The 15,588-nt window shown below is 71.1% G+C and carries 11 protein-coding genes and 1 pseudogene; 7 read left to right on the top strand and 5 right to left on the bottom strand.

Annotated elements, in window-relative coordinates:
* Positions 1-220 precede the first annotated feature (220 nt).
* The 4 genes from ACQEVB_RS23595 to ACQEVB_RS23580 are packed head-to-tail and all read right to left on the bottom strand — an operon-like array spanning position 221 to position 4,921.
* On the bottom strand, positions 221-1,588 hold the full coding sequence (locus ACQEVB_RS23595; RefSeq protein WP_432974923.1) for an MFS transporter: 1,368 nt from the start codon (positions 1,586-1,588) through the stop codon (positions 221-223).
* Between the two features lie 26 nt (positions 1,589-1,614).
* Positions 1,615-2,610: an NAD(P)-dependent oxidoreductase gene (locus ACQEVB_RS23590; RefSeq protein WP_432974921.1), complete on the bottom strand. Its 996-nt coding sequence runs from the start codon at positions 2,608-2,610 to the stop codon at positions 1,615-1,617.
* Entirely contained in the window at positions 2,607-3,722 is a 1,116-nt protein-coding gene (locus ACQEVB_RS23585; protein WP_432974919.1) for a maleylacetate reductase, read from the bottom strand. Before ACQEVB_RS23585 ends, ACQEVB_RS23590 begins: the two co-directional genes overlap by 4 nt.
* Positions 3,719-4,921, bottom strand: a complete 1,203-nt coding sequence (locus tag ACQEVB_RS23580; protein ID WP_432974917.1) for an enolase C-terminal domain-like protein — start codon at positions 4,919-4,921, stop codon at positions 3,719-3,721. The genes ACQEVB_RS23585 and ACQEVB_RS23580 overlap by 4 nt, the downstream gene beginning before the upstream one ends.
* Before the next feature lie 112 nt (positions 4,922-5,033).
* Between ACQEVB_RS23580 and ACQEVB_RS23575 the strand changes: the two genes are divergently transcribed.
* Positions 5,034-5,924 (top strand): LysR family transcriptional regulator, encoded by an 891-nt coding sequence (locus ACQEVB_RS23575; protein WP_432974915.1) that lies wholly within the window; start codon positions 5,034-5,036, stop codon positions 5,922-5,924.
* Positions 5,925-6,128: 204 nt separating this feature from the next.
* On the opposite strand, the pseudogene ACQEVB_RS23570 reads toward ACQEVB_RS23575, so the two are convergent.
* Positions 6,129-7,133, bottom strand: a pseudogene (locus tag ACQEVB_RS23570) (mandelate racemase/muconate lactonizing enzyme family protein); the annotation flags it as partial.
* A 173-nt stretch (positions 7,134-7,306) separates the two neighbouring features.
* Here ACQEVB_RS23570 and ACQEVB_RS23565 point away from each other — a divergent pair.
* From ACQEVB_RS23565 to ACQEVB_RS23540, 6 genes are all read left to right on the top strand, one after another.
* Positions 7,307-8,167 carry an aldo/keto reductase gene (locus ACQEVB_RS23565; RefSeq protein WP_432974913.1) on the top strand — a complete coding sequence of 287 codons (861 nt, stop codon included), beginning with the start codon at positions 7,307-7,309 and terminating at the stop codon, positions 8,165-8,167.
* A 205-nt stretch (positions 8,168-8,372) separates the two neighbouring features.
* A complete protein-coding gene (locus ACQEVB_RS23560; protein ID WP_432974911.1) occupies positions 8,373-9,341 on the top strand; it encodes a carbohydrate ABC transporter permease in 969 nt (322 codons plus the stop codon).
* 4 nt (positions 9,342-9,345) lie between these two features.
* Positions 9,346-10,200 carry a carbohydrate ABC transporter permease gene (locus ACQEVB_RS23555; protein ID WP_432974909.1) on the top strand — a complete coding sequence of 285 codons (855 nt, stop codon included), beginning with the start codon at positions 9,346-9,348 and terminating at the stop codon, positions 10,198-10,200.
* 44 nt (positions 10,201-10,244) lie between these two features.
* Positions 10,245-11,543, top strand: coding sequence for an ABC transporter substrate-binding protein (locus ACQEVB_RS23550; RefSeq protein ID WP_432974907.1), 1,299 nt, complete (start codon positions 10,245-10,247; stop codon positions 11,541-11,543).
* Between the two features lie 65 nt (positions 11,544-11,608).
* Positions 11,609-14,221, top strand: coding sequence for a hypothetical protein (locus ACQEVB_RS23545; RefSeq protein ID WP_432974905.1), 2,613 nt, complete (start codon positions 11,609-11,611; stop codon positions 14,219-14,221).
* A gap of 127 nt (positions 14,222-14,348) precedes the next feature.
* A complete protein-coding gene (locus tag ACQEVB_RS23540) occupies positions 14,349-15,404 on the top strand; it encodes a LacI family DNA-binding transcriptional regulator (RefSeq protein ID WP_432974903.1) in 1,056 nt (351 codons plus the stop codon).
* The last annotated feature ends 184 nt before the right edge of the window (positions 15,405-15,588 follow it).

The raw sequence follows: 15,588 nt of genomic DNA, 5'->3' as shown, positions 1-15,588 counted from the left end.
ACGGACCTCGGTCGCGTTCCTGGGCGACGTGGGTCGCAGACCCGCGCCAGGTGGACCCGCGCACTCGACGGCGCGCCCCGAGGCAGCGCACCCAGGAAACGCGAGCGAGTCGGCGTCGTCCTGGATCGGCCGCGGCGGTTCGACCTGCCGGACCGCAGCGGGGGCTCACTGCGGGTTCCAGCCGGTGCCGGTCGGGTATCAGCTCGCGTGCGTGGATCGCTCAGTCGGTCCCGGCGACGGTCCGCACGGGATCGCTCGGGAACCGCTCCGGCGCCGGCGTCGCGTCGCTCACCTCGGCGAGCTCGATGCCCCGGGTCTCGGGCAGGGCGAGGACGGCGAGGAGGCTGATGACGGCGGTCGCCATCATCGCCACCGCCAGGAGGGCCGGGTCGCCACCGCGCAGCGCCACGAGCACGACGGCGATGACCGGGGCGGGGCCGGACAGCACAGCGCCGGTGATCTCCCGGCTGAGCGCGAAGCCGCTGAACCGGTAGGCCGACGGGAACAGCTCCGCGTAGTAGGCGGCCTGCGACCCGAACACCGCCAGGCAGCTGCCGAACGCGAGCCCGAACGCGAGCAGGATGAGCGCGGTGTTGCCGGTGTCGAGGAGCCAGAAGAACGGGAACGGCACGATCGCGCAGATGGCGGTCACCGCGAGGTAGGCCGGTTTCCGGCCGGCGCGGTCGGCGTAGATGCCCACCAGCGGGATGGCCACGGCACCGACCGCGCACCCGAACAACAGCGCGACCAGCGCGGTCGAGCCGGACACGCCCCTCCCGGCGAGGTAGCTCAGCGAGTACGTCTGCACGACGTAGATGTTCAGCGCGATCACCACGTTGGTGAGCATGACCAGCACGAACCGCTTCGGCATCACCTTGATCATCGTCAGCGCCGGCACCTTCGTACGGGCCCGCGCGGCGCGCAGGTCCTCGAAGACGGGCGTCTCGGGCACCCGCAGGCGGATCAGCAGACCGATGCCGACGACGACGATGCTCAGCAGGAACGGCACCCGCCAGCCCCAGCTCAGCAGCTGCTCGCGCGGCAGGGTGGCGACCGCAGCACTCACCGCGGCGGCCAGCCCGATGCCGAGGAACACGCCCGCGGCCGGCAGGGACGCGTAGTAGCCGCGGCGCCTGGTCGGCGCGAACTCCGCGACCATCGTGACCGCACCCACGTACTCCGCGCCCACCCCCAGGCCCTGGAGCAGCCGGCACAGGACCAGCAGCACCGGTGCGAGGATCCCGATCGCGCCGTAGGTCGGCAGCAGCCCGATCGCCACGGTCGCGATGCCCATCAGCAACAGCGTCCCGACGAGAGCGATGCGGCGGCCGTACTTGTCGCCGATGTGGCCGAACAGGATCGCCCCGAGCGGGCGGGCGAAGTAGCCGACGCCGAACGTGGCGAACGCCGCGACCAGCCCGGCCGTGCTGGAGAACTGCGGGAAGAACAGCGTGCTGAACACCAGCGCCGCGGCCTGGCCGTAGATGGCGATGTCGTACCACTCGATGACGCTGCCGATCACCGTTCCGGGGATGAGCCGCTTGCGCGACTCCTCCCAGACCTGCGCGCGGTCCTCGCTCGGGTTCATGGCGGCTCCTCCTTGAGCTCAGGTGATCAGAGACCTTGCAGCTGTGCCGCGCGGACGACGTTGCGCAGCGGTTCCCCCGAGACGAGCCTGTTGACGTTCTCCGCGATGACCGCGTAGCGGCGGCGCGGGAGCTGGTTGGTCCACGCGCTGGAGTGCGGCGTGCACCACGCGTTGGGCAGTTCCCAGAACGGGTGGCCGGCGGGCGCGGCGGTGTCGCGCTCCGAGGCCGGGTAGCGGTACCAGACGTCGAGGATCGCTCCGCCGATCCGGGCGTCGCGCAGTGCCGCGTAGAGCGCGGCCTCGTCGACGATCTCGGCGCGCGAGACGTTCACCAGCACGGCGTGCGCCCGCATCCGGCGCAGGAGCGCTGCGTCGACGAGCCCCGCGGTCGACGGGGTCAGGGGGCAGGCCAGCACGACGGCGTCGCAGCCGGCCACGACCTCGGGCAGCGCAGCGCTCGGGGCGAGCTCGGCGATCCCGTCGGGTGCTGGTCCGGCCGCGGTGACGTGCTCGTCGACGGCGCGCACACGCATCCCGAACGCCGCTGCGCGGGTGGCGATGGCCCGCCCGATCCGCCCGTACCCGACGATCCCCAGTGTCTGGCCGTGCAGCTCGCCGTGCGGGGTGCGGTGCCGGTAGAGCTGGGTCCACGCCGACGGGGTGAATGCCTCCTGCATCGCGGCGGCGCGGATCTGCCACTCCAGGAGCCGGCCGAGCACGAACTCCGCGATCGGGATCTCGTGCTCGAAGACGTTGGCGACCGCCGTCGCCGGGGCCAGCGCCGCCATGTCGATGCCGTCGAGCCCCGCGCCGGGGACGTGCAGCAGCCGGAACGCCGGGACCGCATCAGCGGGCCGCGACCACCGCAGGGACACGACCACGTCGTCGGGCTCGATGATCGCGTCCCGATCGGGCGACGCCGCGGACTCGGCCGGCAGGCCGACGATGTCGCAGCGGTCGCGCAGGCCCCGGCGGAGATCCTCCTCGTGGGCAGCGGACTCGCCCACCAGGACGATCTTCACCGCGGGCTCCCGGGCCGCGCGCCACCGGCCGCGGCCACGAGCACCGCGCGGACCGCGTCCTCGGTGACGGGCACCGGGTTGCCGGCCAGCCGCGGGTCCTCGTGGTCCTCCGCGGTGGTGGCGATCTCGATCGCGCGACGCAGGGCGTCCGGGCCGAGGCCGACGTCCGCCAACCGCAGCGGCAGACCGGCCAGCCCGACGAGGTCCCAGAGGAAGCCCGCGAGCTCCCCGTCGGCACCGACGGCGTCGGCGATGCGGGCCATCGGCTCCGGAACCGTGGCCTCCAGGTGCGCGGCGACGTAGGGCAGCACGACGGCGTGGGCCACTCCGTGCTCGACCCCGAAGCTGCCGCCGAGCATGTGCGCGATGGCGTGCTGCAGGGCGAAGCCGCCGGTCAGCGCGGCACCGGCCAGGTAGCCGCCGTAGAGGAGGTCGCCGCGCACGCCGAGGTCGTCCGGGTCGGCGAGCAGGCGCGGGACGGCGTCCGCCACCACCCGGGCGCCCTCGATCGCGGCCGGCACCAGCAGCGGGCTGATCGTGGGCAGGTACACGGAGTCGACGCAGTGCGCGAGCGCGTTCATCGCGCTCGCCGCGCTGGCCGGGACCGGAAGGGTGCGCGACAGCTCCGGGTCGTACACGACGGTCGTGGGCCGCATGGCGAGGCTCTCGTGCATGCGCTTCACCCCGTCGATGGTCATGCCGCAGAAGCCGGTCATCTCCGAACCGGAGTACGTCGTCGGCACCGCGATGATCGGCAGGCCGGACTCGTAGGCGATGCCCTTGCACAGCCCGGTCGCCGCTCCCCCGCCGACCGCGACCAGGCAGTCGGCGCCCGCGCTGACGGCCTTGTCGCGGCCGCGTCGGGCCAGCTCGATCGGCACCTGGCTGACCGCTTCGGGCAGCAGGCCCGCGCAGCGGTCCCCGATCAGGGCGGCGACCCGGTCACCCAGGGCCACCCGGCCCGGGGTCGTGACGACGAGCGCGCGTTCGGCGCCCAGCGCCTCGACCTCCCCGCGCAGGCTCGCCGAGGTGCCGGCGCCGAACACGACGCGGGGCGGCGTCGCGTTGAACACGCCGCCGGGCTGGGCGAAGGTCCGTCCCCCGCCGCTCACCAGTCCACCACCGTTCCGTCGGCGAGCACGGCCGAGCCGCTGTGCAGGACCTCCGGCTGGAACGGGTGCTTGGCGGCCTCGCGCTCGTCGACCTCCACCCCCAGGCCCGGCTCCGTCGGCACCGCCCAGTGGTTCCCGGTGCGCCGCATCGGGGTGCGGACGACGTCGTCGTACCAGCTCACCGCGCCGCTCATCTCCTCCTGGATCAGGAAGTTCGGGGTGCTGGCCGCGAAGTGCAGCGCCGCGGCACCGGCCAGCGGGCCGTTCGGGTTGTGCGGGGCGACCCCGACCTGCTCGGCGTCGGCCACGGCCGCGATGCGCTTGCCCTCCAGGAGTCCGCCGGTGTGGTTGAGGTCGGGCTGGACGACGTGCACGGCCTTGGCCGCGAACACCGGGAGGAACTCCCGCAGCCCGACCAGCCGCTCCCCGGCGGCGATGGGGCAGCGTGCGCGGGCCGCGACCTGCCGCAGCGCCTCGGTGTCGCCGGGCTGGACCGGTTCCTCGCAGAACAGCGGGTCGTACGGGGTCAGCACCTCGATGTACTGCAGGGCTGCCGCGACCGACGCCGGGCGACCGTGGAAGTCGACCATGATGTCGACGTCGGGACCGACCGTGGACCGCAGGGCCGACATGAGCTTGTCGACGTTGCGCCGCTCGGCCGCGACGGTCAGGTGGTGGCCGTAGGGGACGATGACGACCTTCAACGCGTCGTACCCCTGCTCGACGACCGCGGCTGCCTTCTCCCGGATCGGGCCGATGTCGACGGTCTCGTACACCGAACGCATGTCGCCGAGGCCGAGGTGGGTGTAGACGCGGACCCGGTCGCGCACCCGGCCACCGAGCAGCCGCCACACCGGCTGCCCGACCGACTTGCCGAAGATGTCCCACAGCGCGTGCTCGATGCCGCTGATCGCGGTGGCGCCGATGATGCCAAGCCGGTAGTAGCTGTGCTTGGTCAACACGCGCACGATCTGCTCGATGTCGCGCGGGTCGCGCCCGACCAGCATCGGCGCCAGGTCCTCAAGCGCACCCACGACGGCACGGGTCTTCCAGTTCAGGCTCGCCTCGCCCCAGCCGTACAGGCCGTCCTGATCGGTGCGGACCTTCACCATGATCCAGTTCCGCATCTCCGCGTTCACGACCGTCGACTCGACGGCGGTGATGCGGATCGGTGGACCGTCCGATGGCGCGAGCGACATGCGGGGCGACTCCTCGTTCGGGTGCCGTCACGCTAGGAGCGCCGCATCGATCGCGTCCAACTTCTAGTTACGATCTATTGATCCGCCTTGCTTATCACCGGATGCTGGCTGCATGGACCGCACCGCGCTCGACTGCTTCATCGCGCTGGCCGAGGAACTGCACTTCCACCGCGCCGCCGAGCGCTGCCACATGAGCCAACCGGCTATGAGCCAGCAGATCCGCAAGCTCGAACACGAACTCGACGTCCGGCTCGCGCACCGGACGAAGCGGGTCGTGTCGCTGACCCCGGCCGGCGAGGTGTTCCTGACCGAGGCACGCAAGACGGTCCGGCAGATGGAGCTGGCCGCCGAGCTCGCCCAGCGCACCGACCGCGGCGAGATCGGGCAGCTGACCGTCGGGGTGACGGCGCCGGCGCTGTTCGTGGTCTTCCCCGAGATCGCCCGCCGGTTCCGGCAGCTGCTCCCCCACGTCGGCCTGGTCGTGCGCGAGCTGACCACCGCCGAACAGGAGCGGTCGCTCATGCGCGGCGACATCGACGTCGGGATCATCCACCCGCCGCTCGACGAGGCCGCCCTGCACAGCGAGCAGATCGGGCGGGTCGCCTACCAGCTCGCGATCCCCCAGGACCACCGGCTCGCCCGGCGCGAGTCCGTCACCCTCGCCGACCTCGAGGGTGAACCCATCGTCATCTTCCCCCGCCAGATCGCACCGCAGATCTACGACACCGTGCTCGCCCTCTGCCAGGACGCCGGGTTCACCGCGAAGATCGCCATGGAGGCCTTCCCCGCCCAGTCGATCATCGCCCTCGTCGCGTCCGGCGTCGGGATGGGCTTCATCGCCTCGGAGACGCAGCGCCTCGCCCGCACCGGGGTCGTCTACCGCCCGATCACCGGCCCCGCACCCCACCTGAGCGTCGGGGTCGCCTACCACGTCGACGGCGTAGCGCCGGCAGCGCAGACGTTCCTCGCCGCCGCGCGCGAGGCCGGAGCGGCCATCCGCTGAGCGGCCGCGCCCCTCCGTCACCCTCCCGCGGCGGCTGCAGGAAGCCGGATCAGTCGCGGAACCCGTCGCGAGCGTGGCCGCGCAGGTGCTCCATGTCGAACTCGAGCCCCAGACCCGGCCCCGACGGCAGCGTGAGCCGCCCGCCGCGGTTGTCCAGCGGCGCCGTGAGGAACCGGTCGTAGCCACACTCAGGTCGTGCCGGCTGGACTCGATCCGGTAGAAGTTCGGCACCGTGATCATCACCTGGCCACCGGCGACCAGGTTGACCGGCCCCGCCGCGTCGTGCGGCGAGATCGGCACGTAGTAGGCCTCGGCCAGGGTCGCGATCTTCTTCAGCTCCGAGATCCCACCCGTCCACGTCACGTCCGGCATCACGAAGTCCGCCAGCCGGTTCTCCAGGACCGGCACGAAGTCCCAGCGCGTGTGCAGCCGCTCCCCCACCGAGATCGACGTCCGCACGTGGCTGCGTACCTGTTCGAGAGCGCGGTAGCTCTCCGGCGGCACGGGCTCCTCGTACCAGTGGGTGCCACCCACCTCGTCCAGTGCCCGACCGATCCGGATCGCGTTCGGCACGTCGAACCGGCCGTGCGCGTCGATCAGGATCTCCACGTCCGGGCCCGCGGCCTCCCGGATCAGCGCGATCAGGTCCATCGCCTCACGGAGCTCCGCTCGGCTGATCCGGCCGTCCAGGTAGCGGTCGTCGGCCAGCGACACCCCCGGCCGGGCCGGGAACGGATCGAACTTGATCGCGGTGTGCCCCGAGGCGACGATCGCCCGGATCTCCTCCACGACCCCTTCCGGTGTGCCGAACCGGCGCTGGTCGGGATGCGTGTAGATCAGCAGGTCGTCCCGGACCGGACCGCCGAGCAGCTCGTACACCGGCAGACCCAGGACCCTGCCGCGGATGTCCCACAGCGCGATGTCGATCGCGCTCACGACGTTCGTGCCGGCCCCGCGGCTGCCCATGTAGGTGAACGCCCGGAACACCTTGTTCCAGGTGTCCTCAATCCGCGCCGGATCGTCCCCGGCGAGCAGATCGTCCACCTGCCCGACCATCGCCGCGATCCCCCGGTTGGCCGTCGGCGTGGTGGTCGTGATCTCCCCCCAGCCGCTCACGCCCTCGTCGGTGCGAACCTCCACGAACAGGTACTCGCCCCAACCGGTGCCCTCCGCTGCGACCAGCCACGGAACCACTCCAGCGATCTTCATCGACTCTCCTCGGGATGCGTCGAGATCCTCTCGCAGAAGTGCAGACCCCGCCGATCATGAGCTCGGGTTCTCAATCCGATCGACAGGATCTGTTGGACGTCTGGATCGAGCAACCAGATCATGGCGGCACCGGCTCGACCCGAGCCGTCCCGACAGACGAGGACAGACACCCCATGAAGACCCGCCGGATCGGCACCACGAACGTGAGCGCCATCGGACTCGGCGAGATGCCGATGTCGATCGAGGGCAGGCCCGACGAGGAACGGTCCATCGCCACCATCCACACAGCACTCGACGCCGGCGTCACGCTGATCGACACCGCCGACGCCTACCACCGCGACAGCAACGAGGTCGGCCACGGCGAGACGCTGATCGCCCGCGCACTCGCGAGCTACGGGGGCGACACCTCCGACGTCCTCGTCGCCACCAAGGGCGGCCACCTGCGCCCCGGGGACGGCACCTGGACCCTCGACGGCTCACCGCAGCACCTGAAGCAGGCCTGCGACGCCTCGCTCAAGCGCCTCGGAGTCGACGCCATCGGCCTCTACCAGTTCCACCGGCCCGACCCGAAGGTCGACTACGCCGACTCGGTCGGCGCCCTGCGCGACCTGCTCGACGCCGGCAAGATCCGGCTCGCCGGCATCTCGAACGCGAACCCGGAGCAGATCCGGCTGGCGAACGACATCCTCGACGGCCGGCTCGCCGGCGTGCAGAACCAGTTCTCCCCCGCGTTCCGGTCGAGCGAGCCCGAGCTCGAGCTGTGCGCGGAGCTGGGCATCGCGTTCCTGCCCTGGAGCCCGCTGGGCGGGATCGCGCGCGCCGGCGCACTCGGCTCCCGGTTCGCCGCGTACGCCGAGATCGCCGCGGCGCACGGGGTGAGCCCCCAGCAGGTGTGCCTCGCCTGGATGCTCGCGAAGTCGCCCACCGTGGTCCCCATCCCCGGCTCGTCCCGCCCGGAGACCATCCGGGACTCCGTGCAGGCCGCCGACCTGTCGCTGTCCGCCGACGAGCTCGCGCGACTCGACGCCGCCTGACCACCGACGCGAGGGGTCGAGCTCGCGGACACCCTTGACCGCCTGCGATCCGGGCTCTACCGTCATTCGAAACTCACTTTCCGCTTGCCGGAAGGAATCTCCCCGTGTTCACCGGTGTACACAAGGCCGCGCACTTCGAAAACGTTTTCGATCCATGGGAGCCCGTTCAGGCCGTCCCCGCCGCGCGACTGCAGACCCGCCGCGGATGACCACCGAGATCGAGCTCACCGGCCCGAGCGCGCCCTCGGGCGCTCCGGCCGCCACCGTCGGAGGGGCGGAGCCGCCCCGACTCTGGCGCCCCCGCCGCGACCCGGTGGCCTACCTGTTCCTCGCGCCCTGGTTCGTCGGCCTCGCCCTGCTGACCGCCGGCCCGCTGATCGGCTCGCTGTACCTGTCGTTCACGAACTTCAACCTTCTCCAGGCGCCGACGTGGACCGGGTTCTCGAACTACGTGCGGATGTTCACCGACGATCCGCGGTACCTGCAGTCGCTGAAGGTCACGTTTGTCTACGTACTGCTCACGGTGCCGCTGCAGCTCGGCTTCGCGCTCGCAGTGGCGATGCTGCTCAACCGGCGGCTGCGCGGGATCGCCTGGTACCGCTCGGTGTACTACATCCCGTCACTGCTCGGCGGCAGCGTCGCGATCGCGGTGATCTGGTCCCAGATCTTCGACGACGACGGCGTGCTCAACGGGTTCCTCGCGTTCTTCGGGATCGCCGGGCGGAGCTGGATCTCCAGCCCCGACACCGCGCTGTACACGCTCGTCCTGCTCAACATCTGGCAGTTCGGGTCGCCGATGGTGATCTTCCTCGCGGGGCTCAAGCAAGTGCCCCAGGAGTTGTACGACGCGGCCGCCGTCGACGGCGCGGGCGCGTGGCGGAAGTTCCGCTCCATCACGGTCCCGATGCTCACGCCGATCATCTTCTTCAACGTCGTGCTGCAGATCATCCAGGCGTTCCAGGCGTTCACGCCGGCGTACGTGGTCAGCGGCGGAACCGGCGGCCCGTCGGACTCCACGCTGTTCTACACGCTCTACCTGTACCAACAGGGCTTCACCAACCTGAACATGGGCTACGCCTCGGCGATGGCCTGGGTGCTGCTGCTGATCATCGCGACCTTCACATTGATCAACTTCGGGTTGGCCCGCCGTTGGGTCTACTACGAGGAGAAGTGATCCGATGACGACGACGGCTCCGCCCCGGCGGCACGGCAAGCCCCGCTGGCACGTCCACCTCGCGTTGCTGGCCGGCGCGGCAGTGATGGTCTACCCAATGGTCTGGATGGTGGGCGGCTCCTTCAAGCCCGAGAGCGCGATCTTCTCCGACCTGAACCCGCTGCCCGGTTCGCTCGACCCGCGCAACTACCTCACGGGGTGGACGGCGACCGATCCGTCCTTCACGCAGTTCTACCTGAACTCGTTCGCGATCACGCTCACCTGCGTGGTGGGCAACGTCGTCTCCTGCAGCCTGACCGCCTACGCCTTCGCCCGGTTGGAGTTCCGGTTCAAGAGGGTGTGGTTCGCGATCATGCTCGGCTCGGTGATGCTGCCCGCCCACGCGCTGCTCATCCCGCAGTACGTGGCGTTCTTCAACCTGGGCTGGGTCAACTCGTTCCTGCCGCTCGTGGTGCCGAAGTTCCTCGCCACCGACGCGTTCTTCATCTTCCTCATGGTCCAGTTCATCCGGACGATCCCGAGAACGCTGGACGAGGCCGCGATGATCGACGGCTGCGGGAGGATCCGCATCTTCACCCGCATCATCCTGCCGCTGCTCGGGCCGGTGCTGATCACCACCGTGATCTTCACGTTCATCTGGACCTACAACGACTTCTTCTCGCAGCTGATCTACCTGTCCTACCCCGAGACCGAGACCGTGCCGGTCGCCCTGCGCCGGTTCGTCGACGCCACCGGTGACTCCTCGTACGGCCAGCTGCTCGCGATGTCGGTGCTCTCCCTGGTGCCGACGTTCCTCGTCTTCCTGATCGCGCAGAAGCGCATCGTCGAGGGCATCGCGACGACCGGCGTCAAGGGCTGACACCTCGGATCAACGCTGATCGACACCACGAGAGGTACCACGACATGGACTCCACGATCAGCCGGCGGCGGCTCCTGCAGGCCGGCGCGGTGCTCGGCATCGCCACGCCCGTGCTCGCGGCCTGCGGGTTCGCCCCCCGGCAGGCCGACGGCATCCGCTTCAGCAGCTACGGCGACCCGAAGAAGCTCGGCCTGCGCGGCCAGCTCGCCGAGCTCTACACGAAGAGCCACCCCGACGTGAAGGTGGCCTTCGAGGGCACCGCAACGGCGGAGTACTGGGACAAGCTCGCCACCCAGATGGCGAGCGGGAACGCGCCGGACGTCATCAACATCGACGTCGCACGGATCGGCCAGTACAGCGCCGGGGGCGCGCTCGCCCCGCTCGACGAGTTCGTCCCCGGAGTGGTCAAGACCGAGTACTTCGACGAGAACCTGCTGGTGCAGGGCCGCGTCGACGGCAAGCAGTACGGCATCCCGGTGGCGATGAGCACCTACAGCATCGGCTACGACGTCACCGCGCTCGACAGCATCGGGGTGCCGCACCCGGACGGGAGCTGGACCTGGCAGGAGTACGCGGCGCTGTGCAACGAGATCCGGCGCGCCTCCCGCAACACCCTCTACGGATCCGAGGACCCCAGCGGCGACCCCGCACCGTTCGAGATCTTCCTCCGGTCGAAGGGCGAGGCCCTCTACCGCGGCGGGAAGGACTTCGGGTTCGCCGAGGACAGCCTGGTCGAGTGGTTCGAGTACTGGGCCGCGCTGCGCTCGTCCGGGGGTGTGATCCCCGCGGACATCGCCGCACAGGCCCAGTACGGCGACTGGCCGACCATGCCCATCGTCAAGAAGATCGCCCCGCTCGGGCACATCTTCACGGCGAACGTCCAGGGCGGACTCCAAGGCCTCACCGACCACACCATCGAGATCACCCTGCCGCCCAGGTACACCAAGGACGGCAAGGCGCCCCAGTTCCCGGCGCCGAGCAGCTTCCTGTCGCTCAACGCGCGCAGCAGCCGCAAGGCCGACGCCGCCGACTTCATCAACTGGTTCGCCAACGGCGAGGACGCGGCACGCACGCTGCGCCTCATCAGTGGCCCGCCGGCGTCGTCGGCGGCCCGCACCGTACTGCTGGCCGGCCAGCTCCAGCCCAGCGAGAAGCAGGTGCTCGACTACACCGACACGGCGTTGAAGAGCGCCTTCACTCCCCCACCGCCCGCGCCGGCGGCGTCCACCGCGGTTGCCGACCTGCTGCTGAAGGCCAGCCAGGACATCGCGTTCGGGTCCACGTCCGTGCGTGACGGCGTCCGCACGTTCCTCGCCGCCGCCCGCAAGTCCCTCACCGCCTGACGGTGCCCGACGGCACGCCCTCGATCCCGATCACCGACCTCCTCTGATGGGAACTGATCGCTGACATGTCGAACCTGGAAACCGGCCGGGCCTCCGTGCACCTCGTGTGGAACGACGGAAGCGCCGGCGATGGTGGGCGGCCCGTCGCGTGGGCGCTCGGGGAGCTGAGCGCGACGCTCACCCACGCGGGCGTGCCCTGCACGACCGCCGCCACCCCCACCGACACTGCCTCCCTCACCGTGCAGGTGCTGAGCCCCGAGGAGGCGGAGGGGCAGATCGGCGGCGCCGAGCCACCGGCCGCTGCGGAGTCGTACCTCGTCGCGCGCGACGGTGAGCGGATCACCGTCGTCGGCGCCGACGCGTCCGGCACCGTCCACGCCCTGCTCGAGCTCGCCGCCCGCGTCGCGCACGCCGAGGACCCGCTCGCGGCACTGACCGCGACCGGCGTCGAGAGCGGCGCGCCCGCCGTGCCCGTGCGCGGGATCGTGCGGTCGTTCTCGAGCGTCGACGAGGACCTGCCCTGGTTCCACGACCGCGACTTCTGGACCGAGTACCTGACCTGGATCGCCGCGGCCCGGTTCAGTCGGTTCCACCTCGCGCTCGGGATGCAGTACAACTACGGGGCCGATCAGCACGGGGCCACCGACAACTACCTGTGCTTCGCCTACCCGTTCCTGCTCGACGTGGACGGTTTCGAGGTGCGCGCCGAGGGCGTCGACGCCGCGGAGCGCGACCGCAACCTGGAGACGCTCCGGTTCGTCGCCGCCGAGACGAAGCGGCGCGGCATGCGCTTCCAGCTCGGGCTGTGGAACCACGCCTACGACTACGGCCGCGACTCGGTGCACCGCTACCCGATCGTCGGGATCGGGCCGGACAACCACGCCGACTACTGTCGCGCCGCCATCGCCCAGCTGCTGCGCGCGGTGCCGGACATCGACGGGCTGACCTTCCGGGTGCACTACGAGGGCGGCATCCACGACGAGAACCACGAGGTGTTTTGGAGCGCGGTGTTCGAGGGCGCCGACTCCGTCGGCCGGCCCCTCGAGATCGACATGCACGCCAAGGGGGTGGACCAGGCGCTGCTCGACGCGGTCGACCGGCCGATGCTCTCGCCGGTGCTGTCGGCGAAGTACTGGGCAGAGCACCTGGGCCTGCCCTACCACCAGGCCTCGATCCGGGCCCGGGAGGCGGCGAAGCCCATCCCCGCCGGTCACGAGATGAAGGGCATCACGGAGTTCTCCCGCCGCTTCACCCGCTACGGCTACGGCGACTTCCTCCGTGAGGACCGCGAGGTCGACCTCATGTTCCGGGTCTGGCCGGGCACGCAGAAGCTCCTGCTGTGGGGCGACCCGGCGATCGCCGCCGGTTACGGCCGGCTCGCGACCTTCGGTGGCTCGCGCGGCGTCGACGTCTGCGAACCGCTGTTCTTCAAGGGCCGCAAGGGCAGCGGCGAGCCCGGCAAGCGGGACCCCTACGTCGACCCCGAGCTGCAGCTCGGTGGCCACGAGTGGACCAAGTACCGCTACACCTACCTGCTGTGGGGCCGGCTGCTCTTCGACCCCGAGTCGGACCCCGAGGTCTGGCGGCGCCACCTGCGCGCCGGCTACGGCCCGGCCGCGGGCGACGTCGAAACCGCACTCAGCGCCCTGAGTCGCATCCTCCCGCTCGTCACGGTCGTGCACGGCGTCGGCGGGTCGAACAACGGCTACTGGCCGGAGGTGTACGTCAACCTGGCGATCTCCTCGCGGGTGCCGGCCACGCACTACGCGTCCGACACCGACGACCCGAAGAACTGGGGCGGGGTCAGCCCGTTCGACCCGACGACGTTCTACGGGGTCGACGAGTACGTGGCGGACGCCGCTCGAGGCGCGGTCAGCGGCAAATACACGCCGCTCGAGGTCGCCGGCTGGATCGAGGACCTTGTCACCGAGGGCCGCAAGGCGCTCGACGGGGCGCGCGCCACGGCCGATCCGTCCGACGCGCAGGTCCGCCGGACACTGATCGACCTCGAGGTGCTCGTCCGCATGGGCACCTTCTTCGCCGGCAAGTTCCGGACCGCGGTCGACTACTCGACGTTCCGCTACACCGAGGACCCACGCCACCTCGAGTCGGCACTGACGCACTACCGGCCCGCCCGGGACGCCTACGCGTCGATCCTCGACGTCGTCGACGGGGTCTACCAGGCCGACCTGCGGTTCGGGGTGGAACGTTCCGAGCACGGGCACTGGGCGGACCGGCTGCCGGAGATCGATGCCGACCTCGCGGCGTTGGAGCAGGAGCTCGCCGAGGCCGCTCCGGACGTCGAACGGGCGGACCTGCCGCAGGTGCCGCCCCGGCCCGTGCAGCCGGGCGTGGAGCACGTCCAGCCGCCGCGCTTCCAGCGGGGCGCACCGCTGACGCTGGCGCTCGACGTGCTCGCCCCGGATTCGGTGGCAGGCGCCACCCTGCACTACCGCCACGTCGACCAGTCCGAGTCGTTCCGCGCGGCCGTGATGCAGCCGAGCGACGGCGGGCTGCGCGGCACGATCGACGCGGACTACACGGCCTCGCCGTACCCGTTGATGTACTTCTTCGACGTCGAGCACCGCAACGGCGGGCGCACGATGGTTCCGGGGCTGGCGCCGGACCTGACCAACCAGCCGTACTTCACGCTGGGCAGCGCGGGCGAGGCGCGCTGAGGGAGGGGCCCGGTCATGGATCCGTGCCGGACCCGCCCGGGTGGTCTCGTCGATGCGGGATCGGGGCCCTCGGCTTCCGAGCACCGTCGCCCGACCCCGCGGCTCGGCACGCACTTAAGCTCGGTGGGTGGCGAAGCAACGGGCGACCATCCGCGACGTGGCGACGCGCGCGGGTGTATCGGTGGCGACCGCCTCGAAGGCGATCAACGATCGCTACGGCGTCGCCGCCGACACGGTGCGCCGGGTCCACGAGGCGGTCGCCGACCTGGGCTACGAGTCGAGCATCGTCGCGCGCAGCATGCGCATGCCGCGCACCGGAGTGATCGGCATCCTCGTCTGGGACATCGAGCCGTACAGCGCCGAGGTGCTCAAAGGCGCCGCCCAGGCGCTCCGCGACACCGACTACGAGCTGCTCGTCTACGCCGCGGCAGGCCGGTCCGCCGACCGCATGGGCTGGGAGAACCGCCACCTCCCGCGGCTGTCCGGGACGTTGATCGACGGTGCCGTGCTCGTGACCCCGACGGTCGAGCGGACACCCGGCCCGACACCGGTCGTGGCCGTCGATTCGCACATCGGCGAGGAGGGGCTGCCCGCCGTCGACTCCGACAACTTCGGTGGAGCCCGGCTGGCCACCGACCACCTGCTCGGGCTCGGACACCGCCGGATCGGGTTCCTCGGCCGCCCGCCGCGCGAGCTGGAGTCAGGGCTGCAGCGCGAGCACGGCTACCGCGCCTCGCTCGCCGCGGCGGGTGTCCCGTTCGACCCGGACCTCGTGCGGGCGGGCGGATACGGCGCCACCGACCTGCAGGACGCCGCCCGCGCACTCCTGGAGCTGCCGCACCCACCGACCGCGATCTTCGCCGCGAACGACGTGTCCGCGATCGCCACGATCGACGTCGCGCTCACCCTCGGCCTCGACGTGCCGCGCGACCTCTCGGTGGTGGGATTCGACAATGTTCCGGAGAGCGCGCTGTGCCGGCCGGCCCTGACCACGGTGGAGCAACCCCTCCAGCTCATGGGCCAACGCGCGGTGGAGATGCTCCTCGCGGTGCTGGCCGGCGACCGGCTCGCGACCTCGCAACTGCGCCTGCCCACCCGGCTCGTCGCGCGCGACTCCACGGCCGCCCCGGTCCCCGCAGCCGGCGGGCCACACGCGGGCGTCCACGCCCGGCCCGTCACATGAGGTGATCCACCCGCATCTCATTAGCGGTCCCAGCGCCGGCGGCGTCCGGAGCGCGCTGCACGAGTTCGGCGAGCTGCCGGCGTCGGGCGGCGGCAATGGCGGAAAGGCATGTGGGGCGCGGTCTGGTACTAGTACGCCGTGCCGGAGACGGCGTCCTGCCGTTCGAGCAGGCCGTGCTCCCAGG

This window comes from Pseudonocardia sp. CA-107938 (assembly GCF_050936315.1).
Classification (GTDB): Bacteria; Actinomycetota; Actinomycetes; order Mycobacteriales; family Pseudonocardiaceae; genus Pseudonocardia.
The sequence above is the reverse complement of the archived record's forward strand: the minus strand, read 5'-3'. Positions and strand labels throughout refer to the sequence as shown.

Bases quoted from the DNA above. Each gene is read 5' to 3' on its own strand.
- ACQEVB_RS23545 (WP_432974905.1), top strand. From the start codon at position 11,609: ATGTCGAACCTGGAAACCGGCCGGGCCTCCGTGCACCTCGTGTGGAAC.
- ACQEVB_RS23565 (WP_432974913.1), top strand. From the start codon at position 7,307: ATGAAGACCCGCCGGATCGGCACCACGAACGTGAGCGCCATCGGACTC.
- ACQEVB_RS23595 (WP_432974923.1), bottom strand. From the start codon at position 1,588: ATGAACCCGAGCGAGGACCGCGCGCAGGTCTGGGAGGAGTCGCGCAAG.
- ACQEVB_RS23560 (WP_432974911.1), top strand. From the start codon at position 8,373: ATGACCACCGAGATCGAGCTCACCGGCCCGAGCGCGCCCTCGGGCGCT.
- ACQEVB_RS23575 (WP_432974915.1), top strand. From the start codon at position 5,034: ATGGACCGCACCGCGCTCGACTGCTTCATCGCGCTGGCCGAGGAACTG.
- ACQEVB_RS23555 (WP_432974909.1), top strand. From the start codon at position 9,346: ATGACGACGACGGCTCCGCCCCGGCGGCACGGCAAGCCCCGCTGGCAC.
- ACQEVB_RS23580 (WP_432974917.1), bottom strand. From the start codon at position 4,921: ATGTCGCTCGCGCCATCGGACGGTCCACCGATCCGCATCACCGCCGTC.
- ACQEVB_RS23550 (WP_432974907.1), top strand. From the start codon at position 10,245: ATGGACTCCACGATCAGCCGGCGGCGGCTCCTGCAGGCCGGCGCGGTG.